Source organism: Arthrobacter sp. UYEF36, from assembly GCF_040547025.1.
In the GTDB taxonomy this organism is placed as follows: Bacteria; Actinomycetota; Actinomycetes; order Actinomycetales; family Micrococcaceae; genus Arthrobacter.
In genome coordinates, this window is the sequence record NZ_JBEPOX010000011.1 from 151,991 (window position 1) to 177,831 (window position 25,841).

The 25,841-nt window shown below is 67.3% G+C and carries 23 protein-coding genes and 3 tRNA genes; 6 read left to right on the forward strand and 20 right to left on the reverse strand.

Going from position 1 to position 25,841, the window contains the following annotated elements; all coding sequences use genetic code 11:
* Window positions 1–2 precede the first annotated feature (2 nt).
* The 6 genes from ABIB29_RS16220 to rpsB form a co-directional block, all read right to left on the reverse strand.
* Window positions 3–581, reverse strand: coding sequence for a DivIVA domain-containing protein (locus ABIB29_RS16220; protein WP_354173829.1), 579 nt, complete (start codon window positions 579–581; stop codon window positions 3–5).
* Window positions 582–662: 81 nt separating this feature from the next.
* On the reverse strand, window positions 663–1,583 hold the full coding sequence (locus tag ABIB29_RS16225) for a phosphatidate cytidylyltransferase (RefSeq protein ID WP_354173830.1): 921 nt from the start codon (window positions 1,581–1,583) through the stop codon (window positions 663–665).
* Entirely contained in the window at window positions 1,583–2,140 is a 558-nt protein-coding gene (gene frr, locus ABIB29_RS16230; RefSeq protein ID WP_354173831.1) for a ribosome recycling factor, read from the reverse strand. Before frr ends, ABIB29_RS16225 begins: the two co-directional genes overlap by 1 nt.
* 121 nt (window positions 2,141–2,261) lie before the next feature.
* Window positions 2,262–2,999, reverse strand: coding sequence for a UMP kinase (gene pyrH / locus ABIB29_RS16235; protein ID WP_354173832.1), 738 nt, complete (start codon window positions 2,997–2,999; stop codon window positions 2,262–2,264).
* A 211-nt stretch (window positions 3,000–3,210) separates the two neighbouring features.
* Complete coding sequence (tsf, locus tag ABIB29_RS16240; RefSeq protein WP_354173833.1) at window positions 3,211–4,047, reverse strand: translation elongation factor Ts; 837 nt, start codon at window positions 4,045–4,047, stop codon at window positions 3,211–3,213.
* Between the two features lie 153 nt (window positions 4,048–4,200).
* Window positions 4,201–5,091, reverse strand: a complete 891-nt coding sequence (gene rpsB / locus ABIB29_RS16245) for a 30S ribosomal protein S2 (RefSeq protein WP_354173834.1) — start codon at window positions 5,089–5,091, stop codon at window positions 4,201–4,203.
* A 521-nt stretch (window positions 5,092–5,612) separates the two neighbouring features.
* Here rpsB and ABIB29_RS16250 point away from each other — a divergent pair.
* Window positions 5,613–6,173 carry a M23 family metallopeptidase gene (locus ABIB29_RS16250; protein WP_354173835.1) on the forward strand — a complete coding sequence of 187 codons (561 nt, stop codon included), beginning with the start codon at window positions 5,613–5,615 and terminating at the stop codon, window positions 6,171–6,173.
* A gap of 95 nt (window positions 6,174–6,268) precedes the next feature.
* Here the strand turns inward: ABIB29_RS16250 and ABIB29_RS16255 are convergent, their stop codons facing one another.
* From ABIB29_RS16255 to ABIB29_RS16280, 6 genes are all read right to left on the reverse strand, one after another.
* A complete protein-coding gene (locus ABIB29_RS16255; protein ID WP_354173836.1) occupies window positions 6,269–7,459 on the reverse strand; it encodes an acyl-CoA dehydrogenase family protein in 1,191 nt (396 codons plus the stop codon).
* Window positions 7,460–7,739: 280 nt separating this feature from the next.
* Window positions 7,740–7,813: transfer RNA gene (locus ABIB29_RS16260), tRNA-Ile, on the reverse strand.
* An 82-nt stretch (window positions 7,814–7,895) separates the two neighbouring features.
* The gene (locus tag ABIB29_RS16265) at window positions 7,896–9,092 is read right to left on the reverse strand and encodes a glycosyltransferase (RefSeq protein ID WP_354173837.1); all 1,197 of its coding nucleotides are present in this window, start codon (window positions 9,090–9,092) and stop codon (window positions 7,896–7,898) included.
* Window positions 9,093–9,172: 80 nt separating this feature from the next.
* Window positions 9,173–10,102, reverse strand: a complete 930-nt coding sequence (locus ABIB29_RS16270; protein ID WP_354173838.1) for a DMT family transporter — start codon at window positions 10,100–10,102, stop codon at window positions 9,173–9,175.
* The gene (locus tag ABIB29_RS16275; protein WP_354173839.1) at window positions 10,102–10,737 is read right to left on the reverse strand and encodes a CDP-alcohol phosphatidyltransferase family protein; all 636 of its coding nucleotides are present in this window, start codon (window positions 10,735–10,737) and stop codon (window positions 10,102–10,104) included. The genes ABIB29_RS16270 and ABIB29_RS16275 overlap by 1 nt, the downstream gene beginning before the upstream one ends.
* A 55-nt stretch (window positions 10,738–10,792) precedes the next feature.
* Window positions 10,793–11,680, reverse strand: a complete 888-nt coding sequence (locus tag ABIB29_RS16280) for a phage holin family protein (RefSeq protein WP_354173840.1) — start codon at window positions 11,678–11,680, stop codon at window positions 10,793–10,795.
* Window positions 11,681–11,863: 183 nt separating this feature from the next.
* On the opposite strand from ABIB29_RS16280, the gene ABIB29_RS16285 reads away from it, so the two are divergent.
* Complete coding sequence (locus tag ABIB29_RS16285) at window positions 11,864–13,087, forward strand: multidrug effflux MFS transporter (protein ID WP_354173841.1); 1,224 nt, start codon at window positions 11,864–11,866, stop codon at window positions 13,085–13,087.
* Window positions 13,088–13,530: 443 nt separating this feature from the next.
* Window positions 13,531–13,938 (forward strand): hypothetical protein, encoded by a 408-nt coding sequence (locus ABIB29_RS16290; protein WP_354173842.1) that lies wholly within the window; start codon window positions 13,531–13,533, stop codon window positions 13,936–13,938.
* A gap of 76 nt (window positions 13,939–14,014) precedes the next feature.
* On the opposite strand, the gene ABIB29_RS16295 is transcribed toward ABIB29_RS16290, so the two are convergent.
* The 7 genes from ABIB29_RS16295 to ABIB29_RS16325 form a co-directional block, all read right to left on the reverse strand.
* A tRNA-Asn gene (locus tag ABIB29_RS16295) sits at window positions 14,015–14,087 on the reverse strand.
* A gap of 136 nt (window positions 14,088–14,223) precedes the next feature.
* Window positions 14,224–14,296, reverse strand: a tRNA-Asn gene (locus tag ABIB29_RS16300).
* A 103-nt stretch (window positions 14,297–14,399) separates the two neighbouring features.
* A complete protein-coding gene (gene dnaG, locus ABIB29_RS16305) occupies window positions 14,400–16,355 on the reverse strand; it encodes a DNA primase (RefSeq protein ID WP_354173843.1) in 1,956 nt (651 codons plus the stop codon).
* A gap of 73 nt (window positions 16,356–16,428) precedes the next feature.
* On the reverse strand, window positions 16,429–17,718 hold the full coding sequence (locus tag ABIB29_RS16310; RefSeq protein WP_354173844.1) for a deoxyguanosinetriphosphate triphosphohydrolase: 1,290 nt from the start codon (window positions 17,716–17,718) through the stop codon (window positions 16,429–16,431).
* On the reverse strand, window positions 17,711–18,892 hold the full coding sequence (gene dusB / locus ABIB29_RS16315) for a tRNA dihydrouridine synthase DusB (RefSeq protein WP_354173845.1): 1,182 nt from the start codon (window positions 18,890–18,892) through the stop codon (window positions 17,711–17,713). Before dusB ends, ABIB29_RS16310 begins: the two co-directional genes overlap by 8 nt.
* Window positions 18,893–18,956: 64 nt before the next feature.
* On the reverse strand, window positions 18,957–20,429 hold the full coding sequence (locus ABIB29_RS16320) for a YibE/F family protein (protein ID WP_354173846.1): 1,473 nt from the start codon (window positions 20,427–20,429) through the stop codon (window positions 18,957–18,959).
* Window positions 20,430–20,597: 168 nt separating this feature from the next.
* Window positions 20,598–21,971, reverse strand: a complete 1,374-nt coding sequence (locus ABIB29_RS16325) for an FAD-binding oxidoreductase (RefSeq protein WP_354173847.1) — start codon at window positions 21,969–21,971, stop codon at window positions 20,598–20,600.
* Between the two features lie 291 nt (window positions 21,972–22,262).
* On the opposite strand from ABIB29_RS16325, the gene ABIB29_RS16330 reads away from it, so the two are divergent.
* Genes ABIB29_RS16330 through ABIB29_RS16340 form a run of 3 tightly spaced genes read left to right on the forward strand, consistent with a single transcriptional unit; the run spans window position 22,263 to window position 24,701 of the window.
* Window positions 22,263–23,024 (forward strand): alpha/beta hydrolase, encoded by a 762-nt coding sequence (locus ABIB29_RS16330; protein ID WP_354173848.1) that lies wholly within the window; start codon window positions 22,263–22,265, stop codon window positions 23,022–23,024.
* Window positions 23,024–23,869 (forward strand): DUF1295 domain-containing protein, encoded by an 846-nt coding sequence (locus ABIB29_RS16335; protein WP_354173849.1) that lies wholly within the window; start codon window positions 23,024–23,026, stop codon window positions 23,867–23,869. The genes ABIB29_RS16330 and ABIB29_RS16335 overlap by 1 nt, the downstream gene beginning before the upstream one ends.
* 1 nt (window position 23,870) lies before the next feature.
* Window positions 23,871–24,701 (forward strand): lysophospholipid acyltransferase family protein, encoded by an 831-nt coding sequence (locus tag ABIB29_RS16340; protein ID WP_354173850.1) that lies wholly within the window; start codon window positions 23,871–23,873, stop codon window positions 24,699–24,701.
* Between the two features lie 131 nt (window positions 24,702–24,832).
* On the opposite strand, the gene ABIB29_RS16345 is transcribed toward ABIB29_RS16340, so the two are convergent.
* On the reverse strand, window positions 24,833–25,840 hold the full coding sequence (locus tag ABIB29_RS16345; RefSeq protein ID WP_354173851.1) for a GNAT family N-acetyltransferase: 1,008 nt from the start codon (window positions 25,838–25,840) through the stop codon (window positions 24,833–24,835).
* Window position 25,841: the final 1 nt, after the last annotated feature.

A 25,841-nucleotide genomic window follows, 5' to 3' on the forward strand; every position in this document is an offset into this window, starting at 1 on the left:
GCTCAGTCGATGGCGGCCATGAGTTCGACGACCCGGTCCAGGAAAGCGTCCACCTGGTTTTCCTCGTAGCCGTCCCGGCCGACGGCGGGACGAAAGACAGCGCGGCGGACGTTGTCCACACTCAGCGGCTTGTCCTGTTCGAGGTATCCGATCAGGTCGTGGCAGAGGTGGTCCACGTCCGTGGTGTTGTAGCTGCGGGCCTTGGCTTTGGCGGGGCGCCGGAAGCGCTGCCCGTCGGGGCGGTGCAGCCGGCCGCGGAGCAGTCCGGCGATCCGGCCGATTTCGCGGAGCCAGGCTTCCTCGCCGCGTTCGGCCACGAGTTCATCGCGTTCCCGCATGGCGAGGGCGTCCTCCAGCCGGTCCAGGGCCGCGTCCACGCCGGCCGCTGCGTAGCCGCCCTTGACGGGGTCGAAGGAGACCGCCCTGACGTCCCCGCTCTTGACCGGCCGGGCGGCCGACTGAGGCGTTTCAAAAGACACCCGGGCGCGCTGCATGAACTGGTCGACCTGCTTGGCGTTGTAGCCGTACTGGTTCCGCTGCACGCGGTCAAAGGAAGCAGGAATCTGCCGTTGAATGTCCACTGTAACTGTGTTTCCTTCAATGCCGTTCGGCTGGTTTGCCCGGCACCATTCTAGGGGCCGGAGGGGGGAACAGGGGCTGCCTTACGCGCCGGAAAAGACGGAGGAGAGGATGAATGCCACCGGACACGCGAAGACGATCGAGTCCAGCCGGTCCATGACCCCGCCGTGGCCGGGCAGGATGCTGCTCATGTCCTTGATCCCGAGTTCGCGCTTCACCATGGATTCGGAGAGGTCTCCGGCAGTGGCCGCCGCCACCATGCCCACGGCCAGGGCGACCCCGACCCACCAGGGCTTGTCGAGCAGGAAGATGGCGGCGAGCACTCCGACCACCGTGGCACCGGCAATGGATCCGGCGAAACCTTCCCAGCTCTTTTTGGGGCTGATCTTCGGCGCCATCGGGTGCTTGCCGAGCGAGGCCCCGACGAGGTAGCCGAAGGTGTCGTTGGCGACCACCAGCAGCAGGAGCGTGGCGATCTGCCACGCTCCGGGGGGAACAACGCCGTCGGGCCACAGCCCCAAGGGCGTCTCCCCCACGAAGGTGTGCAGCGGCAACACGGCGAAGCTGATCAGGAACGGGATCCAGGACAGGGTGAAGACGCCGGCGAAGATACTGCGCGCGGATCCGGCAGCGCCTTCCAGGGACCGCCAGATCAGCGCCGCGACGCTGCTGAGCAGCATCGCGAACAGGAGGCTTTCGGTGCCGCCGAAGTAGGCGGCGGCCGGCATCGCCACGGTGCCGGTCATCACCGGAACAATCGGCAGCCTCGTGCCGGTGGTTTCCAGTGCCCGGAAGACTTCCCAGACACCGAAGACCGCGAAGGCGGTGACGATGAGCACGAACCCCAGCGGAAGGAACAGCAGTCCGCCGAGGACAAACACGAGCATGCCAAGGCCCACCGCTATAGCGGCGGGAAGATTCCTGCCGGCTTTAGGCGTCGGGTTCCTCCGCTGCTTGCCCCGCACCCGGACGTCCGCTCCGGGGTCCCCCTGTTCCTGCGCCATCAGACCTCGAGCAGCTCGGCTTCCTTGCGCTTGAGCAGTTCGTCGATCCCGTCGACGTGGGCCTTGGTCATGGCGTCCAGTTCCTTTTCGCCGCGGCTGCCCTCGTCCTCGCCGGCCTCGCCGTCCTTGACCAGCTTGTCCAGGGCTTCCTTGGCCTTGCGGCGGATGTTGCGGATGGAGACCTTGGCGTCCTCGCCCTTGGACTTGACGATCTTGACGTATTCCTTGCGGCGCTCCTGCGTGAGGTCCGGGATGGTGATCCGGATGACGTTGCCGTCGTTGGACGGGTTGGCTCCGACCTCGGAGTCGCTCAGCGCGCGCTCAATATCGCGCAGGGCGGTCTTGTCGAACGGCGTGATCAGGATGGTGCGGGCGTCCGGAACGGCGAAGGAGGCCAGCTGCTGCAGCGGCGTCGGGGAGCCGTAGTAGTCCACGAGGACCTTGTTGTAGAGGCCCGGGGTGGCGCGGCCGGTCCGGATCGAGGCGAAGTCTTCCTTGGCTACTTCAACCGCCTTGTCCATCTTTTCCCCGGCTTCGAGCAAGGTTTCTTCGATCACGATCTCTCCTCAGAAATTGGTGCACCCGCCACTGGCGGGATGCTGCACGGTCTTGGCTGTGTTCCGTCTGCCTGCCCCGGATCCGGGGAGTGGAACTGTCCTGAAAACATCCTAGCCGTTGCTAGGGGGTGACGACGGTGCCCAGGTCCTCGCCCAGAATGGCGCGGGTGACGTTGCCTTCGCCTTCCATGCCGAACACCACCATCGTGAGGTTGTTGTCCTTGCACATGGTCATGGCGGTCTGGTCCATCACGCGGATGTCGCGGCGCAGGGCGTCGTCGTAGCTGAGCCGGTGCAGCTTCTCGGCCGTGGGGTCCTTCTTCGGGTCCGCGGTGTAGACGCCGTCGACGCCGCTCTTGGCCATCAGGACGACGTCGGCGTGGACCTCCATGGCGCGCTGGGCGGCCACGGTGTCGGTGGAGAAGTACGGCAGGCCGGCGCCGGCACCGAAGATGACGACGCGGCCCTTTTCCATGTGGCGGATGGCGCGGCGCGGAATGTACGCCTCAGCGACCTGGCCCATGGTGATGGCGCTCTGGACCCGGGTCTCGACGCCGGCCTGTTCCAGGAAGTCCTGGAGGGCCAGGCAGTTCATGACAGTGCCGAGCATGCCCATGTAGTCGGCACGGGAACGGTCCATGCCGCTCTGGGACAGTTCGGCGCCGCGGAAGAAGTTTCCGCCGCCGACGACGATCGCAACCTCAACGTCGGGAACTGCTGCGGCGATCTGCTTGGCCACGCCGCGGACGGTGTCAGGGTCGACGCCGAGCTTGCCGCCGCCGAAGACCTCGCCCGATAGCTTCAACAGGACTCGGCGCCGGCTCTTCTTTGGCTGGGCTGAAGTGGTGACGGTTTCCATGGTGCCTTCCCGTTGGTGAACTCTGAAAAAGGGTATCGTGCCGGGGACCAAAGGCGTCATTCCGCCGGGGCCCGGGGCTGCACCGGGAAAGTCTCCCGGGTTTGTGACCTGCAGGCGTACCCTGCGTGCATGCCAAAGGGGCGGCCACCGCAGTGACCACCCCCTCAGCGTGTCTGACTAGTGTCTGACTAAGTGTCGGACTGGTGTCTGGCTAGGAACCGACGCGGAAACGCGCGAATGCGGTGCCCTTGACGCCGGCCTCTTCGAGGACCTGCGCGACAGACTTCTTGGCATCCTTGGCGAATGCCTGGTCAAGGAGAACCTCGCCCTTGTAGAAGCCCGTGACACGGCCTTCCACAATCTTGGTCATGGCCGCTTCCGGCTTGCCTTCAGCCTTGGCAGTCTCCTCGGCGATGCGGCGCTCGGACTCTACGAGCTCGGCCGGAACGTCCTCGCGGGAGAGGTAGTTCGGGGACATCGCTGCGATGTGGACGGCGACGTCGTGGGCTGCGGTGGCAGCTGCTTCGCCTTCGCCGTCAACAGCGAACAGGACGCCGACCTGGGCCGGGAGATCCTTGGAGGTCTTGTGCAGGTAAGCGTCGACCGTGGCGGCTTCGAGGCGGGCGATGCGGCGGACAACAACCTTCTCGCCCAGAACGGCGCCCTCTTCGACAACAACCTCGGACAGCGGCTTGCCGTCGACCTCGGTGGCCAGCAGGGCCTCGAGATCGGCAGCGCCGGACTCGACGGCGACAGCCAGGACCTTGTCGGCGAGCTGGATGAACTTGTCAGCCTTCGCAACGAAGTCGGTCTCGCAGTTGACTTCAATCATCACGCCAACGCCGCCGGCGACCTTGGCAGCAACCAGGCCTTCCGCGGTGGAGCGGCCCTCGCGCTTGGTAGCGCCCTTGAGGCCCTTGATGCGGATGATTTCGATGGCCTTCTCGGCGTCACCGTTGGCCTCGTCGAGAGCCTTCTTGACATCCATCATGCCGGCGCCCGTGCGCTCGCGCAGAGCCTTGATATCAGCAGCAGTGTAGTTCGCCATGTGAACCCCTCTGTCTAGAAATTTTATGTGGTGTACGGACTGACAGGACGGCAGCTCACCGGCGTGAGCGGCCATCCTGTCAGTTCCCTTTACGCGGAGAGCGTGCGGGGAGATCCGGATTTATTTGTCAGCTGAGAAAAGCAGCCGGTCTGACTACTTGGCTTCGCCGGCGGCGTCGTCAGCAGCCGGAGCGGCCTCGGCAGCGGCGGGCGCCTCTTCAGCAGCTTCTGCAGCCGGAGCGGCTTCAGCGGCCGGAGCGGCAGCAGCCTCTTCGGTCTTGCTGCCTTCGAGGAGCTCGCGCTCCCACTCGGCCAGCGGCTCTTCCGGAGCTTCGGTGGTGCCGGTGGCGCGCTGGTTGCGGGCGATGAGGCCCTCAGCAACGGCGTCAGCAACAACGCGGGTCAGCAGGTTGACGGAGCGGATGGCGTCGTCGTTACCCGGGATCGGGAAGTCGACTTCGTCCGGATCGCAGTTGGTGTCCAGGATGGCAACAACCGGGATGTTCAGCTTCTTGGCTTCGTCGACAGCAAGGTGTTCCTTCTTGGTGTCAACGATCCACAGCGCGGAAGGCGCCTTGGTCAGGTTGCGGATACCACCGAGGTTGGTTTCCAGCTTGGTGAGTTCGCGGCGAAGGAGCAGCAGTTCCTTCTTGGTGTAAGCGGAGCCGGCGACGTCGTCGAAGTCGATCTCTTCGAGTTCCTTCATGCGCTGGATGCGCTTGGAGACCGTCTGGAAGTTGGTCAGCATACCGCCGAGCCAACGCTGGTTGACGTACGGCTGGCCAACGCGGGTGGCCTGCTCGGCGATGGATTCCTGCGCCTGCTTCTTGGTGCCGACGAAGAGAACGGTGCCGCCGTGTGCAACGGTGGCCTTCACGAACTCGTAGGCGCGGTCGATGTAGGACAGCGACTGCTGCAGGTCAATGATGTAGATGCCGTTGCGCTCCGTGAAGATGAAGCGCTTCATCTTCGGGTTCCAACGGCGGGTCTGGTGTCCAAAGTGGACGCCGCTGTCAAGCAGCTGGCGCATAGTTACGACGGGCATGCCGGCGCTCCTTCCGGCAGGTCATTCATGAGACAGCCCATGGGTTGTCTTACCCTGCCAATAGTTGACGGTTGATAGCACCACCCAGGCGGGCAGCGCTCCTGGCATCCACTGCGCTTCTCCACCGGACCTTAGGCCCGGACCGAAAGAAGCACAGTCCTCCGCACCCTGAAGAGTTCAAGCTTCGAATAAGGAGGGCTGGATACGCGTAGTCAGCCGCTGCTCCCCCGCACCCCTGAATGAGGCGTGCCGGCTTAGACAAATACCTTGCTAGCACAAAGACAGTGATCAAGCGTGAGGGCACAGCAAACTGCTCCACCAAGTGTACTACAGGGGCGGTGCCGGATTGGACAGTTTCCGGGGGCTGGCGACAGGGCGGCGGGGTCGTTTTGGCGCCCGTGCAGGAGACCGTGCGGGGCCTTGTCCGGGGCCGGCCCGCGGCGCTGTCCACATACACGGGGCCGTCCACATACGCCGGAGGCACGCTTTCGCCGGTCCGGTGGCGCCGTCAGGCTGGATCCATGAAAACTTTGGCGTCTGTTCCCGCCCTGGTTGCCGCACTGCTTCTGGCACTGTCCCCCGTGACGGCGTCCGCGGGCCCAGCACTGGTTCCCGGTTCCAGCAGCGGCCCCGTGAACGGCCCCGGCGCGGTGACCGCCGGATGGAGCTGGCCATTGAGTCCCCGGCCCGCTGTCCTGCGCGCCTTTGACCCGCCGGCCAGACCGTGGCTGAGCGGTCACCGCGGCGTGGATCTCCGGGCACCGCACGACGGCGCCCCTGTCACCTCGCCGGCGTCCGGCACCGTGAGCTTTGCCGGCGTTGTCGTGGACCGCCCGGTCATCACCGTCGACCACGGAAGCGGGCTGCGGAGCAGCTTCGAGGCGGTTCGCAGCGATCTCGAGGCCGGCGCCGCCGTCGCTCAGGGAGATGTCCTGGGCTGGATCCAGGCCGGCCACTGCACGCCAGCGCCCTGCGTCCACTGGGGCGTTCGCCGCGGCGAGGAGTACCTCAATCCGCTGGCCTTCGTGACAGACCTGCGGCCCTCCGTCCTGCTTCCTCCCCTCGATCCCGCGCCCGGATAGGGGCGCGGAGGGTGGATATGGACGAAGGGCCGCGGGCAGTGAGCCGGCCGCCGGCGCTGGCGTCTTGGGGCCGCCGTGCGCCGTGGGGCCGTTTCCTAGACGATCGCGGAGATGCCCGTGATCGCCCGGCCGGTGACGAGGGTGTTGATCTCGTGGGTGCCCTCGTAAGAGTAGATGGCTTCGGCATCCGAGAAGACCTTGGCCATCTCATAGTCGGTCACGATCCCGTTGCCGCCGAGAATGCCGCGGCCCAGGGCCACGCTCTCGCGCATGCGGGCCGTGGTGAAGGCCTTGGCCAAAGCCGACTGCTCGTCCTTGGCCTGGCCCAGGTCCTCCAGCTGTGAGAGCCGGACCATCATGCCCATCGAGCTGACGGCGTTGCCGAGGATCTGTACGAGCTGGTGCTGCACCAGCTGGAAGGAGGCGATCGGGCGTCCGAACTGGCTGCGCTCCACGGCGTAGCGGCGGGCGACGTCGAAGGCGGCCAGCTGCTGGCCGACCGCCTGCCAGGCAACGGCCAGCCTGGTGACCTTGAGGACCTTGTTAGTGTCGCGGAAGCTGTTGGCGTTTGCGAGCTTGAAGAACTCGGGAACCACGACGTTATCGAGCGTAATGTCAGCGTTCTGCACGGTGCGCAGCGAGATCTTGTTCTCGATCTTGGTGGCGCTGTAGCCCTCGGTCTTGGTGTCGACCAGGAATCCCTTGACCTGGTTGTCGGCGAGGTCGCGGGCGTAGATGACCACCCAGTCGGAGAACGTGGCGTTGCCGATCCAGCGCTTGGCTCCGTTCAGGATCCAGCTGTTCCCCTCCTTGCGGGCTGTGGTGCGGGTGCCGCCGGCGACGTCGGAGCCGCCGAGAGGTTCGGTGAGGCCGAACGCACCGATTTTCTTGAGCGAGTAGATGTCCGGCAGCCACGCTTCCTGCTGCTCCTGGGAGGCCAGTGCCTCGATGGAGCCGGTGAACAGCCCGTCGTGGACGCCGATGAAAGTCGCAATGGAGGTGTCGGCGCGGGTTGCCTCGGCGTGCAGCATGCCCGCGAAGAGGTTGGAATAGCCCTGCCGCCGGACCGGGCTGACCAGGTCGACCTCGGCAAGCTTCGGAATCAGGTCCATCGGGAATTCGGCGCGGTTCCAGCAGTCGACGGCGATCGGCTTGACCTCGCGGGCCAGGAACTCGCGGACTTCAGCGAGCCGGTCCTGCTCCTTGCCGGTGAGCAGTTGCTCGAACGCAAAGAAGTCGCCATCGGCGTAGGGGAGGTTGTTGATATCGATGTCAGCTTTGGACATGGTGTTCCTTCACGAGGGATCAGCAGCGGCCAGGAGGCCGCGGGCGGTGCGCCGGCAGAATGTTACTCACGAGTAACTTACCGCAATGCGGAAGGGCGCCGCAAGTGATGGAGGTCATTCGGAGGAAGAGCGTAAGGCCGCGTTCGCCCGCGGAGTCACGGCGATCGGCTTCGGATCCGAACGAAAGTTCGGCCCGACAAATCAAAGGAGCCGGGCCGACGTCCAACGTCAACCACGGCTCCCGTGGATGCGGTTCCCTGACAGGGTCCCCGCGGAAAGGTAGGGCTACTCGGACTTGAACCGAGGACCTTAGGATTATGAGTCCCGCGCTCTAACCAGCTGAGCTATAGCCCCTTACGCCCGGAAATCTTTCCGGCCCTCGCAGGGCCGGAGCGTTTCCGGGCGAAAATCACTCTAACAATAGTAGTGGCCCGTTTCAGACGACGAGGTCGTCGTAGCTTGCGCCGCGGTACAGATCCTCGAAGGCCTGCAGGGTTCGTTCCAGGCTGTGGTTCTCCACCAGACCCCGGCTCGCCTTGCCCATCGCCGCCAGCTCAGCAGCGGGGAGCGACAGCACGCGGACCATTTTGGCTGCGAGATCGTCGCTGTCGTTGGGCGTGAACAGGTAGCCGTTTTCGCCGTCGTGCACCAGGTGCGGCAGCGCCATGGCGTCAGCCAGCAGCACCGGGGTGGAGGCGGACATCGCTTCCAGGGTCACGAGCGACTGGAGTTCGGCCGTCCCGGGCATGCAGAACAGGTCCGCCGCCAGATAGGCCTCGCGAAGATCGGCGTCGCTGGCCAGGCCGAGGAACGTGACCCGGTCCTGCAGCCCTAGACGGGCAACCTGGGCTTCGAGGGCCGGGCGCACTTCCCCGCCGCCGACAATTTCGAGGTGGACGTCCAGCGCCCGGGGCGTCTTGGCGACAGCGTCAACCAGGACATCGATGTGTTTTTCCTCGGCGAGCCGGCCAACGAACAGCACGGTGGGGCTTGTGTGGCGCTCCAGCTCCTCCCCGGGTTTGAGTTCGTAGGCCGCGGAGTCGATGCCGTTGGACAGCGGCAGGACCTTGCGCAGGAAGGCGTGCTGGTGCATCGCCTTGGCTGCCAGCGGCGTCGGGGTAGTGACGACGTCGGCCTGGCCCATAACCTTGCCCATGTCCTTCCAGGAAATCCGGCCCACGATGTCCTTGAACCACTGCGGGAACGGCAGGAACGGGTTAAGGTTCTCCGGCATGAAGTGGTTGGTCGCCACAATCCGAATACCACGCTTCACCGCCTCGTAGAGCACGTGCTCGCCGATCATATAGTGGCTCTGGATGTGCACCACGTCGGGTTGGATCCGGTCAAAAAGCAGGCTGATTTCCTTCTTGATTTCCCAAGGGAAGGTGATCCTGAAGTATTCGTGCGTGGGAACTGAGTGCGAACGGATCCGGTGGACCGTGCCCTCGTCGCTGAACTCGGTGTAGCTCTTGCCCTTGTCCGGTCGGCAGGCCAGGACGTGAACATCGTGTCCGCGCGCCTTCATGCCCTTGGCCAGGCGGTAGCCGAACATGGCTGCACCGTTGACGTGAGGCGGGTATGTGTCTGCGGCAATCAGGATGGTCAGCGGGTGCTGGTTGTCAGGCATGGTCACGGGGAGAGCTCCTGGTGGTCACGGTGCGGGCAGCTGGGACTTGTGGTGGCCGCCTGGCCGTCGGCGCAGGCGCGCCGGGCCTACTGCTGAGGTCTGTTGACGTTCTGCGGCACCCGCCCCGCGGCCTTCCGCGCGTCCTTCTTGCGCTTGGTGACTTCGGGATGGTGCCTGGACAATGCGATCACTCCCACGATAGCAAGCGAACCGGCCGCCCCCATCGCTATCGCCGTCACGGCGTGGACATCGGGGCGCAGTTCGCCGAGGATCGTGATGCCGATTGCGATGCCGACGATCGGATCAATCACGGTCAGCCCGGCAATCACGAGGTCCGGCGGGCCGCCGGAGTAGGCGTTTTGAACGAACCACGAGCCGAGGACGCCGGCGGCCACGATGGCGACCACCGAATACCACGGCACATTCAGGATGCCCAGACCGTTCGGCTCCAGCAGGTGCTTGCCGATGATGCGGGTCAGGACGGCGACGAAGCCGAACAGGATGCCCGCGCCAAGGATATAGATGAAGGCACTCATCCGGTGCCTGAACACCAGGGCGAGTGTCCCGAACAGACCGACAGCCAGGGCCAGCAGCAGCACGATGGTCAGTTCGTCGGAGGCGCCGACCTGGTGGGTCTCCTGGGTTACGTTGACCGCCAGAATCACAAACAGGGCCGAGCCGGTGACACAGGCGGAGATGGCCACCACCGTGGCGCGGTTGATGCTCAGCCCTTGGTCTTTGGCATTGACGATCGTGGTGATCACGAGGGCGATCGCCCCGATCGGCTGGACCACGGTCAGCGGCGCCATGACCAGGGCGACGGCGTTCATCGCCATGCCAACGGCCAGCAGCAGCAGGCCGAACACCCAGCGCGGGTTGCGGATCAGCCGGAGCATCCCGTGGTTGCTGAGCGCCAGTCCCCCGGTGTCGGCCTTGACCGCACTGCCCTGGCGCTGGGCGCCGAACGCGAGGCAAAACGCGCCCAGCACAGCCAGCAGGACAGCGAACCACACCATCAGTCGGTGCCGCCGTCGACGTCGAGCTTGCCGCTCTTGAGCTTCTTGCCTTTGCGGATGATGGCCCAGAAGTAGTTGTAGCCGGCGATCCAGTGCCCCACAAGCCCCAGTCCGAGGAAGATCCAGGCGGCGGTGAAGTACACCTCGGTGCCCGGGACGGGGAGCTTCGAGAGCACGAGCAGCGGCGTGCCGACCAGCAGGAGCGCAGTCCGGATCTTGCCAATCCGGCTCACGGGGAGGTCGGGGTGGCCATGGAAGTAGTAGAGCGACAGTGCGAGCAGGACGGCGTCCGGGATCAGCAGCGCCGCGAGGTACCACCACGCCACGACGCCGGCGATCACGAGCGTCACGGCAACCGCGATCAGCGACAGCCGGTCCGCGATGGGATCCATGACCCGTCCAAGGTTGGACATCTGGTCGAACCGGCGGGCGACGTAGCCGTCCACCCAGTCCGTGCTGCCCATGATCGCCAGGACGAGGGCGGCGTAGCCGTATTCCTGCACCCCGAGCACGAGCCAGATGAAGAGCGGTACGCCGAGGAACCGCACCACTGTCACCACGTTGGGGATGGTGAAAACCCTGTCGTGGTGGATCTGCGGCTGACCAGGCCGGGAACCCGCACCGATGAATTTCATCCAGTCCCCCTCTCCGTGGCCGGCAACGATCGAGCGTTGCGGTTCAGCGGGCTACCTAGCCCTTGATCAGTTTGCGCAGCAGGAACACGAGCGCGGCGGCCGAGGCGGTGAGAGCGACGAGCGGCTTCCACCGCTGGCCCAGCTGTTCTGCCACGCCTGCGCCGTCAGCACGGGCCGAAGCCGCGGGCCGCTGCGCGCGGCGGCTGGCCGCGGCCCGGAAACTGACGACCTTGTCGCTGAGCTGTTCCTTGCCGTCCTGCAGCTTCACCTGGGCCACGGCCAGGAGCGCCTGGGCCTGGGTCTTGACGTCCAGTTCCTCGTTCAGTTCATCGCGGACTCCGGTGAGGTGGGTGCGGCGCTGGTCCAGCCGGCGTCGCAGTTCCGCTTCGGTGGGCGGCGGACCGAAGTCCGGCTCGGCGGCCTTCTTGGCTTCCTTCTCGGCCTTAGCCTTGGCGGCTGCCTCTGCCTTGGCTGCCTTCGCTGCCTTGTACTGCTCGGATTCCGGATCCAGCACGGCAGGATTGAAGGCGGAGCCTTCCTTGGCGATGCCGAGGTCGTACTTGAGGCCCCGGATGGTATCTTCCGGAACCAGCGGCATGGCCTTCTTGAACTTGCCGACCCCCAGGAGGCCGACGATCAAGGCGATCAGCAGGAACACCCCGCAGACCAGCAGTGCCGCGAGCCAGGCCGGCATGATCGTGGCGAGACCCATGATGGCCGCGACGATGAGGCCGATGACCAGGAAGCCAACGAAGATCAGCGCGACGGCCAGGAAGGCGGCGGCAACGCCAACCTGGATGCCCTTGCGCTTGATCTCGACCTTGGCAAGGGCAATCTCGTCGTTGAGCTGCCGCGGGGCCAGTTTGAAGATCAGCTTCAGGGTCCTGGGCAGCGCGGAAATCCGCAGCCCCCCGCTTGTTCCGCCGCTGTGACGTCCGCTCATCGGTCCCGCCTAACTGGTTACGTCTGTGATTCCGCTTCCGCGGGTTTGCCGGTGTGCGCAGCTTCACGCACACCCCGGTGTCAAAACTACCATTCAGGCTCCCGGCCGCGGCGCGGGAGCGGGCTGTGGCGCGCCTTCGGCTGCACACATGGTCGACCTTCGTGAGCCCTAGGATTGACCTCTGTGACTACACCCACCAATCCCGGCGATTCCCTGAGCCGCCGCCGCAAGCTCCTCTACATTCTGATGCTTGGCGCCCTGACCGCTCTCGGACCCTTCACCGTGGACTTGTACCTTCCGGCGTTCCCGGCGCTGGAAGAAAGCCTGGCCGTCTCGGAGGCGGCCGTTCAGCTGACGCTGACAGGCACCACGATCGGCTTTGCGCTGGGCCAGCTGGTGGTAGGCCCGCTAAGCGACAAGTTCGGCCGGCGGATGCCGCTGATCCTGGCGACGGCGGTGCACATCGTGGCCTCCCTGGGTGCGGCCCTGTCGACCGACATCACGACACTGGGCTTCTTCCGGGTGATGATGGGCATCGGCGCCGCGGGAGGCGGCGTGGTGGCCATGGCGATGGTGCGGGACCTGTTCAGCGGCTACGCCATGGTGCGGATGTTCTCCCGGATGGCACTGGTGAACGGGCTGGCGCCGATCCTTGCTCCCGTGATCGGCTCGCAGCTGCTGCTGTTCATGCCGTGGCCGGGGATCTTCTTCTTCCTGGCCGGCTACGGCATGTGCGTACTCATCGCCGCCGTCTTCGTGGTGCGCGAGACGCTGCCCCGGGAACTCCGGGGAAAAACCGGCATGACCGCCCGCCAGCGGTACGGTGTGCTGTTCGCGGACCGGATCTTTGTCGGGCTGTTGCTGGTGGGAGGAATGAACTTCGCCGGGCTGTTCACGTACCTGTCCGCGTCGCCGTTCCTGTTCCAGGACGTCTACGGTTTCAGCCCGCAGCAGTACGGGCTGCTCTTCGGCGTGAACTCGCTGGGCATTGTGGCGGGGGTGCAGACCAGCTCGAGGCTCATCCGGAACGTCCCGCCGCAGTGGATCCTGGCCTGCTCCACGGCGTGGATGTTCCTGATGGCGTTGTTGATCGTGCTCTTCGATCAGCTGGGCTTCGGGCTGTGGGGTGTGATGGTGCCGCTGTGGTTCTATATCCTCGGCGCCGGCTTCACGTTCCCCTGTGTCCAGGTGCTGGCCCTGGCCAAGCACGGCGCGCAGGCCGGCACCGCTGCCTCCTTGCTCGGTGCCGCCACGTTCCTGATGGCTGGCCTCATCTCGCCGGTGGTGGGCTGGCTCGGCGTCACCTCATCCACCCCGATGGGCGCCGTCCAGGCCGCGTGCATCTTCCTGGCAGCGGCAGCTCTCTGGCTGGTCGTCAGGCCCCGCACGGTCCCGCGCATCCAGTAGCCCCACCCCGAGCACTGGACATGTCCCCTGGCGGACCGGGGCGTGCTGAGCATCCCCGCGGAGGACAAGCCCAGTCTTCGCGGCCAGGAGTGGGCACATGGGCACTATGTCCATGCGCCAGCCCCACCACGGGGCATGTCCCCTGGCGGACCGGGGCGTGCTGAGCATGCCCGGGGAGGACATGCCCAGTCTTCGCGGCCAGGAGTGGGCACATGGGCACTATGTCCATGCGCCAGCCCCACCACGGGGCATGTCCCCTGGCGGACCGGGGCGTCCTGAGCATCCCCGGGGAGGACATGCCCAGTCTTCGAAGCCAGGAGTGGGCACATGGGCACTATGTCCACGCGCCAGCCCCACCACGGGGCATGTCCCCTCGGGGGCGGGGCCGCGCAGTTGTGCGCCAGCCCTGTTGCCGCTCCACAGCGGGCGATAAAGTTGTAGATGTGCCCCACCGGCAGGATCCTCCGCGCTTACCGGCCACGTGGCAGCGGTGCGACACCGGAATCCTGCCTCTGTGGTGGGATCGTCTATGCAGTCAGACCAGCCAGCAGTCGGCGGCGCTCTTCGCGGCCGGCCTGTTCGCCGAGGACCGCCGGCGCCCGATCGCCCAGTGGTACAACCCGGCCTTCGATTCGGCGCTCCTGGTCGCGCCCGAGACCTCCCCCGAGTGGCCGGTGCAGCGCTTCGGCATTTTCTACGCCCCGCCCGGCGGCGGCTTCACCCAGGTGCACTCCGCACCGCACGAATGGCACCCCCGCGAACCCCGCACCTCCCCCACCGAACTCGAAGCCTTCCGGGCGGCCGTGGCGGAGGCAGAGCGGTTCCTGCAGGTGGAGATGTATTTCGTCTGAGCACACCACAGGCCGCCGTAGGAGGGCACAAAAAAGGTCCCGCAGCCTGTTATCCACGGGCTGCGGGACCTGTCCGCTCCTCCTGCTGGACTTGAACCAGCAACCCTTCGATTAACAGTCGAATGCTCTGCCAATTGAGCTAAGGAGGAATGAAGCAGGTATGACATTAGCAAAGGTTTTGCCGCTTAGGAAATCGGCGGGCCACCCTCCCCGCCGCAGCCCACAAATACCCCCGCCGGGTATAAAAAAGTCCCCGTCCCGGCGAACCGGGACGGGGACTGCGCGCTCCTCCTGCTGGACTTGAACCAGCAACCCTTCGATTAACAGTCGAATGCTCTGCCAATTGAGCTAAGGAGGAATGAAGCGGATATAAGCCTAGCAAACACCCTGCCGGGAAGTGAAATTGCGCCCTGCGGGACACCACGGCGGGGCAACCAGGCCTCGACGATCCGCGCCGGGAATCAGGCTTCCGAGCGCAGGGACCGCCTCTGCATCTCCAGCTGCATGAGCTCGCGGTTCAGCCGCTGGAATTCCTCCGGGTCGGCCGAGGCGTCCAGCCGCTGCAGCTGTCCCATCTTTTCAGCCTTAACCCTGGTGATCTGCAGCTCGAACAGGCGCGCCAGAATGTCCCGGCAATAGCGCAGGACACCGTCCGCGGTGCTGGCCGGCAGCGGGACCACGGCCAGCTCGGACACGAGCGGCCGCAGCGGCTCGGGCACCTCCTGCAGCAGCTGTTCCACCCAGCGCACCGGGTCACCGGCGAACGCCAGACCAGTGGCCCGGATGGCCTCGTGAATGGCCAGGTACGCCGGCGTCGAGAACCTCGCCTCGGAGAAGCGCTGCCAGGTCTCACCTTCGAGCATCCCGGGCTGCTGGAGGGCAACCTCCAGCGCCTGCCGTTCCATCGCCGCCACGGGGTCGCGCGGATCGGGGCGGTTGAAGGAGGGCAGCACGGCCGACGGCGGCAAAGGCGCCAGCCCCGGAGCGGATCCCCCGCCGGTCACCGTGGTGTACCCGGAGCCAGGGCCGCGGCCCTGGCTGTTGCCCTGCCCCTGGTAGGGGCCGGAGCCGCCCGACGGCGGCTGTGCGGCGCGCTTGGCGGCAGCGCCCACCGCGCGGCTGACTTCCTCGACCGGCATGCCCAGCCAGCCGGACAGTTCACGGGCGTAGGCGGGACGGATGCCGGCGTCGCGGATCTGGGCGACGACCGGGGCGGATTCCCGCAGGGCCGCGATCCGGCCTTCGACCGTGTCCAGGTTGTGCCGTTTCAGGGCGGCACGGATGGCGAATTCAAACAATGGGCGGCGGGTGGTGATCAGGTCCCGGACGGCGGCGTCGCCCTTGGACTGGCGCAGCTCACAGGGATCTGCGCCGTTGGGCTCCACAGCGACGTAGGTCTGTGCCACGAACCGCTGGTCCTCCTCGAAGGCCCGCAGGGCCGCCTTCTGGCCGGCGGCGTCGCCGTCGAAGGTGAAGATGACTTCCCCGCCGCTGCCGTCGTCGGAGAGCAGGCGGCGGGCAATCTTGATGTGCTCGGTGCCGAAGGCCGTGCCGCAGGTGGCGACCGCGGTCGGAATCCCGGCGAGGTGGCAGGCCATCACGTCGGTGTAGCCCTCCACCACGACGAGCTGCCGGTCCTTGGCGATATTTCTCTTGGCGAGGTCGATCCCGTAGAGCACCTGCGACTTCTTGTACAGCGCGGTCTCGGGGGTGTTGAGGTATTTGGGGCCCTGGTCGTCCTCGAAGAGCTTGCGGGCGCCGAAGCCGATGGTGTCGCCGGCGATGTCGCGGATGGGCCAGATCAGCCGGCCGCGGAACCGGTCATAGATGCCCCGGCCGCCTTCAGAGAACATGCCGGTGAGTTTGAGCTCGGGATCCGTGTAGCCCCGGCCGCGGAGGTGCTTGAGCAGCGAATCCCAGCCCTGCGGGGCGTAGCCGACGCCGAACTGGTCGGCTGCGGCGCGGTCAAAGCCGCGTTCGTGCAGGAAGTTGCGGCCCTCGGTGGCTCCGGGGGTCAGCAGCTGGGCGCGGAAGAATTCGTCCGCGACCTTATGGGCATCGAGCAGTCGCTGCCGCCGTCCGACATCCTCGCGGTTCGGTCCGGAACCGCCGTCCTCGTAGCGGAGCTCGAAGCCGATCCGGGCGGCGAGCTTTTCGACGGCCTCGTGGAACGACGTGTGGTCCAGTTTCTGCACGAAGGAGATGACATCGCCGTCCTCACCACAGCCGAAGCAGTGGTACCTGCCCACCTGGGGACGGACGGTGAACGAGGGCGAACGTTCGTCATGGAAGGGGCACAGGCCTTTGAAGGAGCCCAGACCCGCACCCTTGAGCGTCACGTAGCCGTCGACGACTTCCTTGATGTCCGTGCGCTGGCGTACTTCGTCGATATCTTCGCGTTTGATCAGGCCGGCCACAGTGCCATCCTAGTACCGCGCCCCGACAGGAACAGCGCATCGCAGGACACTGCGGGCAACGTCACCAGAGCCGTCACCACAGCGAGGGCAAACTGCCCACGAGCCGCTCGTACATGGCCAGCGCAGAGCCGTCGGTCAACGACGCGACCTGGTCGATCACGACGCGCAGCCGCGCGCCGTCGTCCTGGGCGTCGCGCCAGTCGGCGGCGAACATCGGCTCCAGATGACGGTCCCCGGTGGCGCTCAGGGCCGTCACGAGAGCGTGCAGGACCTCGCGCTGGCGTTCGTAAATGGGCTGCCGGTGTTCGGTGGTCATCACAAAGGTGGTGGCCAGGCCCTTCATCACGGCGATCTCCATCACGGTCTCGTCCGGAACGATCAGCTCGGCGTTGTAGCGGGTCAGGTTCTCCGGGCCATAGACAGCGCGGGTGGACGCCAAGGCACTCTGGCAGAACCGGCCGATCAGCTGGCTGGTCATGTCCTTGAGCGCCGCCATCGACTTGCGGCTGCCATCGGCCTCGCGCACCCAGACACTCGTGGCTTCCAGCCGGGCGAGGGCAGCGTCAATCGCCGCCGGGTCGTTGTGCGGCAGGTACCACTGCTTGGCGTAGCCGACCACCCGGGCACGGTGGTCCGGATTATCCATCCAGCGCAGCTGGAAGTGCCCGGCGACGATCGCGTCCTCGACGTCATGGACCGAGTAGGAGATGTCATCGGCGAGGTCCATGACCTGCGCTTCGAGGCAGGAGCGGAGCCCCGGGGCGTCCTCGCGGATCCAGTCGAAGATGGGCAGGTCGTCCTCGTAGGCGCCGAACTTGCTCGTCCGCTGGCCGTGGAGGACGGGGGCGTTCGCTGCCGACCACGGGTACTTCGCCGCGGCGTCGAGGCTGGCGCGGGTGAGGTTGAGTCCGGCGGGGCGCCCGTCCGCGGCGAGGACCTTGGGCTCCAGCCGGGTCAGCAGGCGCAGCGTCTGGGCGTTGCCTTCGAACCCGCCGATCGCGTGCGCGACCTCGTTCAGCGCCGATTCGCCATTATGGCCAAACGGCGGGTGGCCGAGATCGTGGCTGAGGCAGGCGGTGTCCACGACGTCGGGATCGCAGCCCAGGGCACGGCCCAGTTCGCGGCCCACCTGGGCTACTTCGAGGCTGTGGGTCAGGCGCGTACGGACGAAGTCGTCGGTGTCCGGGGCCACGACCTGGGTTTTCGCCCCGAGCCGGCGCAGAGCCGAGGAGTGCAGCACCCGGGCCCGGTCGCGTTCGAAGTCGGAGCGGTACGTGGACTTGGGCGGCTCCTCCACCCAGCGGGCGGAGTCCCTGGCCACATAACCGTCCAGCACGGGGGCGGTGGTCCTGGTTTCAGCCACCGGACACGTCCAGTTCCGCGTGGCAGATCTCACGCGACTGAGCGGCGTCCATGTTGCGGTCCAGCAGCCAGTCCTTGGGCAAGGCAGGCTTCTTGGGCGAACCGGCACGGCCGCGGGGGCCTTCGGCGTCAACTCCGGGGTACGGCGAATCGAGGTCCAGCTGGTCCAGGGTGTGGCGCAGGACCTCGAGGCTGGTCACCATGGCCAGTTTGGTCCGCAGTTCGCTGCCGACGACGTAGCCCTTGAAGTACCAGGCCATGTGCTTGCGGATCTCCCGGAGCGCCTTGCCTTCATCGTTGCCGAATGTTTCGACCATCAGCTGCGCGTGGCGGTACACGCCTTCCGCCACCTGCCGCAGGGCCGGTTTGTGGCGCTCGTCGCTGCCTTCGAAGGCGGCCATGAGGTCTCCGAACAGCCACGGGCGGCCCTGGCAGCCGCGGCCCACCACCACACCGTCGACGCCGGTCTCGCGGACCATGCGGACGGCGTCCTCCGCGGACCAGATGTCGCCGTTGCCAAGCACCGGGATGTCCGGCAGCGCCTCACGCAGCCGGGCAATCGCGGACCAGTCGGCCTGCCCGGAGTAGAACTGCGCGGCGGTGCGGCCGTGCAGCGCGACGGCGGCGACGCCGGAGTCGCGCGCGATCCGGCCGGCGTCAAGGTAGGTCAGGTGGTCCTCGTCAATGCCCTTGCGCATCTTGATGGTCAGCGGGACGTTGCCCCTGGAGGCTTCTTGGACCGCGGTCTGCACGATCGAGGTGAACAGATCGATCTTCCAGGGCAGGGCCGAGCCGCCGCCGCGCCGGGTCACCTTGGGCACGGGGCAGCCGAAGTTGAGGTCGATGTGGTCCGCGCGGTCCTCCTCGACGAGCATACGGACGGCCTGGCCGACCGTGACGGGGTCCACGCCGTAAAGCTGGACGGACCGGACCTTCTCGTCGTCGTCGTGCGCGATGATGCGCAGGGATTCCGGCGTGCGCTCCACGAGGGCGCGGGACGTGACCATCTCCGCGACGTACAGGCCGCCGCCGTATTCACGGCAGAGCCTGCGGAACGCGGAGTTGGTGATGCCCGCCATGGGAGCCAGGATCACGGGGGTGTCCACCGTGATCGGGCCCAGCTTCAGGGGCGGGAGTTCCAGCTTGGGGGCGGGAGGGGTAGCTACAACAGTCACCTGTTCATTGTCTCAAATCCGGGCAAATCGGCCGGATCCATGCCTGCTATGTGGAAACCCGGGGTCAGTCCCCTGCGGCAGCGCGCCGCCCGCGGCGCCCGGCCGGCGCCGCTTCGAAGGCATCCCCGGGGTCGGCGCCGCCAACCTCGGACCGGGGGCCGGCGTCGTCCGGGGCAGCAGTGGCAGGGAAAACGACTGCAGGGGAAGCGACGGCGGCCGTGCCGCCGGTGCTCCTCATGACCGCGTCCCTGCTGCCGGCGCTCCGGCCCCCGCCAGGCGTACCCAGGGCCCTGATCCCGGTCGCCTTCACAACGAGCACCGCGATCAGCGTGGTGACCGGGATTGCCAGGACCAGCCCGACGGAGCCGACAAGGGTGCGGATCACTTCCTCGGAGAGCTCGGCGCTGGTGAGGGCATCACCGAGCGGCCGCTCGTAGAGCATCACCAGGATCAGCACCGGCAGGGCCGCACCGGCGTAGGCGAACGCGATCGTGTACACGGTCGAGGCGATGTGGTCCCGGCCGATCCGCATGGCGGAGGTGAAGAGCTGGCGGGCGGAGGTTTCCGGGGCCAGTTCCCACAGTTCCCAGACAGCCGAGGACTGTGTGATGGTGACGTCGTTGAGGACGCCCAGGCCGGAGATGATGAGGCCGCAGAGAATGATGCCGGAGATGGAGATGTTGCCCGAGATGTTCGCGAGGGTGGCGGAATCGTGGCTGCCGACGCCGGCGAGGTTGGCGGCGTCGGTGGCCCAGGCTGCCAGCAGGGCCGTAATCGCCAGGCCGAACATGGTGCCCAGCAGCGCCGTCGAGGTCCTGGCGGAGAAACCGTGGGCGAAGTAGAGCACCCCGATCATGATCACCGTCGAGCCCACCAGCGCCAGCAGGAGCGGCGGCTTGCCCTCCACCAGGCCCGGGAGCATAAAGGACACCAGCACACCGTAAGCGCCGACGAGCCCGATCAGAGCGCGCAGCCCGCGCCAGCGGGCCACGGCGATCACGACGACGGCGTAGAGCACCGCGAGGAAGATGATCGGCAGGGTCCGGACAAAGTCGACGAAGACATAGGCGGGCGTGCCCTGGGCTTCGGCGCCCTGGACCTTGGAGAGGTTCAGGTAGCGGATGTTGTCGCCGGCCTTCACGCCGTGGGATTTGGCGACGTCGGGGTTGATGACGACCTTGACGGGGTTGCCGCCCTTGTCCGGGTCCGTGAACGCAAAAGTGCATTCCGAGCCCTGCTGCGGGGCCGCGTCCGTCCCGGTCTGCCCCTGCGGGAGGGCGTCCATGCAGCTGCCGGTGACTACGCGCTGGATCTTGCCGGTGTCGAACGTGACGCCCGGCGCGGCCGCGTAGGGGCTGGCGAGCGTGATCCCCTCTTTGCTGCCCGAGGGCCACAGCAGCGCCATCGCCACGAGGGTCAGCAGCGTCAGCGGGATCAGGATGGCGGCCAGGATGAGGTTGGCTTTCTTCCGAGCCACGAGCGCCTGGGGCGTCGGATCCGCGTGTCCTTGTGCGGTGTGTGAATGTCCGGCGCCCATCAGCAGTTCAACCTCATGCCGAAGACTTTACGGCGTTTCGCGGCCCTGTCCTGACGCATGACGGGCCGTGGCGCCCGACGCGCGGCGCGGCGCGCACCGGGCACCGGGCACCGGACCGGGCGGCGCAGCGCGCACACCGGGCACTGGGCGCCGCGGAAGCCCGCCAGGCTAGGCGGGCACGATGTTCTGGTTCACATGGAAGAGGTTCTGCGGATCGTATGTGGCTTTGATCCCGCGCAAGCGGTTGTAGTTCGGCCCATAGTTTTCCGCGACCCGGGGCAGATCGTCGCCGTCCATGAAGTTGATGTAGCCCGCATTCTCCGAGAAGGGCTGCAGAGCCGCGGCGTAATCCCGCACCCAGGCGATGTTCGCTTCGGTGTCCCCGGGATCCTCCCAATGGCAGGCGATGACCGGGGAGAATTTGGCGTTCCGGTTCGGGAAGGCTGTGTCGTTGACGCCCACCCGGTGCACCGCGCCGTCGATCGGGTAGATGTGCACGGCAGTCTGGACGCTGGGCACCCGGCTTCCGAACTCCAGGTGGGCGTTGATGGCTCCGTCGCTGAGCTCCGGCAGGAAGGCCGCCTTCCAGTAGGCCAGCAGCCCCTTGGGGTACATTCCGTCGAAGGCCGAGTTCAAGGCCGGGTAAGGCATCGGCCCCACCATGGACCCCGCCACCGGCGCCGCGTCGAGGAACGGCTGCCAGCGGGCCGGCCCTTCGGCCGGGTCACCGGTCCACATGCCGACCACCACGCAGACCGGTTTCCCGTGCCACTCTTCCGGAAGGAAGGGCACCGGCGGCCCCTGGTGGAAGGCGAGGAAAGCACCCAGCTCTTCAGGCGCTGCCGCCAGCTCCTCACGGTAGAACTTCGCGACAGTTTCGGCGTGCTCCACCGGATAGATGATGATGCCGGCGTGGACCATGTCCACCGGATGCAGTCGGAACTCCAGCGAGGTCACGACGCCGAAGTTCCCGCCTCCGCCGCGCAGCGCCCAGAAGAGGTCGTCGTTTTCGCTTTCGCTGGCCGTGAGGAACTTCCCGTCCGCGGTGACGACGTCGGCCGAGAGGAGGTTGTCGCAACTGAGCCCGTATTTCCGGTCCAGATAGCCAATGCCTCCGCCGAGGGTCAGCCCTGAGACGCCGGTCGACCCGACGATGCCGCCGGTGGTCGCCAGCCCGAAGGCGTGCGTGGCGTGGTTGAAGTCTGCCCAGGTTGCGCCCGCCTCGGTCCGCGCCGTCTTGTTGGCCGGATCAACCCGGACCCCTCTGGTGTTGGTGAAGTCGATGACCAGCGCGTCGTCAGCGGTGCCAAATCCCGGTCCGCTGTGGCCCCCGCCGCGGACGGCCACAGCCAGGGCATTGTCCCGGGCGAAGTTGACACTGGCGATCACATCCGCCACCTGGGACACTCGCACCACCGCTGCCGGCCGCTTGTCGATCATGCCGTTCTGCACCGCCCGCGCCTCGTCGTAGCCCGCGTCGCCAGAGGTGATGACCTGCCCGCGGACCTGCCCGCGCAGGCTATCGAAGATGCTTCCATTCATTTTCTGTACCGTCGATTTCGTCGTGGTTCCCGACCCGGACGGTGATCTGTGCTCCCAGCCGGCATGGCGCCCGGAGGTTTATGAGCACAGGCTTACTCCTCCGCCTTTGCCCCGTCAAGGGGATCCGGCCAGCGCCGGACAGGCCCCCGGCCGGCGCCCGCCGGCGCCGGGAGCAGCCCCCGTCATACGTCGACTGTCCGCCCCCATCTTTCAGGCCCGCCGCTCCGAATGTTCACTGCGGGCCCTGCGCCCTAAGGTTGGAATTGACGGACAAGATGTGGAGGATACGGCATGGCCATACGCAAGATCGACGACCGCAACCCCGAGCCGGCGGGTCCCGGGGCGGACGCCAAGGCCGTGTTGAGCATTGCCGGAGCCACCGGGGAAACCCGCGGCGTCGCCCTGGTGCTGCACGGCGGGCGGTCCAACAGCTTCGAATCCGTCCGCGGCGGGCACCTGAGCCCCGCCCGGATGCTGCCCTTCGCCCGGGCACTGCGCACTGGCGGCGGACGCGACGGGCTGGCCGTCTGGACCCTCCGGAACCGGTACCGGGGCTGGAACGGGAAGGACATGTCCCCCGTGCAGGACGCCCGCTGGGCGCTCGCCCAGATCAGCCGGGAGCACCCGGGGATCCCCATTTATCTCCTGGGCCACTCGATGGGCGGCCTGACCGCGCTCTGCGTCGCGGACCACCCGCAGGTGGAAGCCGTCGCCGCCCTGGCGCCCTGGCTCGATGCCCAGACGCCGGTGGACCGCGTGGCCGGCCGGCGGATCCTGATTGTCCATGGCACCGAGGACCGCTGGACCAGCCCCGCGAACTCGCTCGCCTATGCCCGCCGGGCCGACGGCGTCGCGAAGTCGGTGGACTACATCGCCCTCAAGGGTGCCGGGCACTTTATGTTCCGCCGGGTGGGCCTATGGAACTCGCTCGCCAACGGCTTCATCCTCGATGCCTTCGCCGGCAGCTCCGGCCGCGACCTCCAGGGCAGCAGCGCCGACGCGTTCCGCAGCCTCCTTCCCGCCTCCGGCGCCAGCCTCCCGGTGGTGCTGTGATGCCGGACTTTCCGCTCAGCGTTTTCCCGTTGGGGGCTTTCCTGGCCAGCCTCCCGTGGGTGGCGGCGGGCCTCGTGGTGCTGCTGGCGGTCACCTTCGCCGTCGCCGTCCGCCAGAGCCGCCACTCCGTCATCGACACCGTCTGGGGGCTCGGCTTCGTCGTCGTGGCCGCCATCTCCTGGCTCCTCTCGGCCGGACAGGGCGACGGCGGCCGCCGCCTGGTGCTGCTGGCGCTCGTGGCGGTCTGGGGCATCCGCCTCGCCCTCCACATTGGCCTCCGGGCCCGCGGTGGTCACGAGGATCCACGGTACGTGGACATGCTCTCCTCCGCCCCCGGGTCCCGCAACGTCTACGCGCTGCGCAAGGTCTACCTGCCGCAGGGCGTGATCCTGTTCTTCGTCTCGCTCACCGTCCAGGTGGGGATGTTCAGCACCGGAAGCCTCGGCTGGCTGGCCTGGCTGGGCGTGTTGCTCTGGGTGGTCGGTTTCGTTTTCGAGACGGTCGGCGACTGGCAGCTGGCGCAGTTCAAGGCCGATCCGTCCAGGCGCGGCACCGTGCTCAACACCGGGCTCTGGCGCTACACCCGCCACCCGAACTACTTCGGCGACGCCGCCGTGTGGACCGGAATTTTCCTCGTCGCCGCTGACTCCTGGCCCGGGGTGCTGACTCTTCTCTGCCCCGCCCTGATGATCTGGCTGCTCGCCGGCAAGTCCGGCAAGCCTCTCACCGAGAAGGCCATGTCCGCCCGCCCCGGCTACAAGGAATACGTGGAATCCACCTCGGGCTTCCTGCCCCTGCCGCCCCGCACGCCGCGTGTCGGTGGTCACCAGCCGGGCGGCCGCTAGGATGCCGTGGCGGCCCCGGCCCAGCGACAGGTTCTACCGCGTCATTGTCCGCACCGGCCTGGCGCTGCGCCGGCTGTTCCGGATCCGGGTCATCGTCACCGGACGCGAGCACCTCCCGGCGCCGGAGCCCCGCAACAATGCTCCGCGCGGCGCGTCCCGCCGCGTCGTCCCCGGCCGGGGGGCCGTCGTCGCCATTACCCACTTCGGTTACCTCGACTTCGCCTTCGCCGAGCTGCTCCTGTGGTGGCACGCCAGGGCACAAATGCGTTTCCTGGTCACCCAGGCCGCCGCCGACCACTGGTTTGCCGGGCCTGCGGTCAGCGCCGCCGGGCACGTCCCGGTGGGGTACGACTCGGGCTCCCACGCCTATGACGCCGCCGTCGCCCGGCTGAAGGCGGGCGAGTACGTCGCGATCCTGCCGGAGGCCGGCGTCAGCCGCAGTTTCCGGGTGCGTGAATGCAAGACCGGTGCCGTGCGGATGGCCGCCGAGGCCGGAGTGCCCATCATCCCCGTGTCCGTCTGGGGCGCCCACCGGCTGATGACCCGCCGCCACGGATTCTCCCCCGCCCGTGCCTGGCGCGCCCCGGTCCGGATCCACGTCGGCGAGGCCATGACCGTTGGCCCGGACCAGGACGCCCAGCAGTCCACCGAAGCGCTGCGCGGGATCCTCCAGGCCGGAATCGATGCCGGCATCGCGGACTTTCCCCTGACCCCGTCGCCGGGCGCCTGGTGGATGCCGGCGGACCTTGGCGGCGGAGCCCCCACCGACGAGGAACGGCAACGCCTGGACAAGGCCGAAGGTCCGCGGCGCCCAGGCGGCCGGCGCCGGTAGGCCCCGTTACGGGTGAACGCCTCACCACGTTCCTGCCGCCGGGCATGCCGCCGGGCCAGCAGACTCACACCCGCCTCAAACGCAACTGACCCGCAGTGGTTCCCTACTGCGGGTCAGTGGTGTTGAGGGGCTTACGCCGGGTCGGAGACTACCAGGGTCTCGGCGCCCTGGACGCGGGCTTTGCCGCTCTCCAGCAGCGGCTCGACGACGGCACGCAGCGCCTCCATCGAGTCGTCCAGCTCCAGCAGCACGGGGTGCTGGAACGCAATCAGCGCCAGCAGGTCCCGGACGGCGCCCCGGGCCTCGTCCGCGGAGAGTTTGGGCTCGTGGCCCAGGAACACGTCGGTGGGCTGGCCGGCCGGGGCGGTGCCCTCCGCTGCTGCCTTGTCCCCTGTGGGGTCAAGCTCGGCGTAGCTGATGGCGAACGCCTGGAGCTGGCCCTTCCTGCTTGCCGGCACGCCCTGGCCGAAGGCGCTGGCCTTCGGCGCCCGGAGCACAATGGCGCCGTGGGCGCCGCTGAGCTCGTCGAGGAACAGCCGCTGGACCGTGCCAATGCTGAGGTCCCCGGGGCTGTCCCAGCCGTGCACGGCCGTGTAGTAGCGGCCCACGACGTCGCTGAGCTCCACCGAACCGGTGGCCAGGTCCTCGATCTGCTCGGAGGCGGCAGCCTCAGAACCGTCACCGAAGACGGGCAGACGGAGGGCGCCGGGGTCGACAACAACGAGCCGGGAGCGCTGGATCGGGGCCAGTCCCGCCGCCTCGGCGAAGGCCGCCCCGGGGGTGCCCGGTTCCACCTTGGTCCGGAGCCTGGAGACACCCGACGGCGACTGAGCCGCTTCGTGCCGGAGCATGGTCAGCAGCGTGGAGCCGACGCCGGTGCGGCGGTGGTGCCGGTCGACCTCGACGTAGGCCCAGAGCCGTTCCGGGTGCAGCGAGGCCTCGTGGACCACACCGGCCGCGACCGGGATGGCCACGCCGTCGACGACGTCCTCGGCCACGATGCAGCGCCGCCACGGCGCGTTGCCCGAGGCCGCCAGGGTGGCGCGGAACTGCCGGGCCTGCTCGGTTTCCGGCCCGCCCCACATCTCCAGCAGGGCAAGGTCATCCCCGTCGCGCCATTCGCGGTATGCGATTGCCATG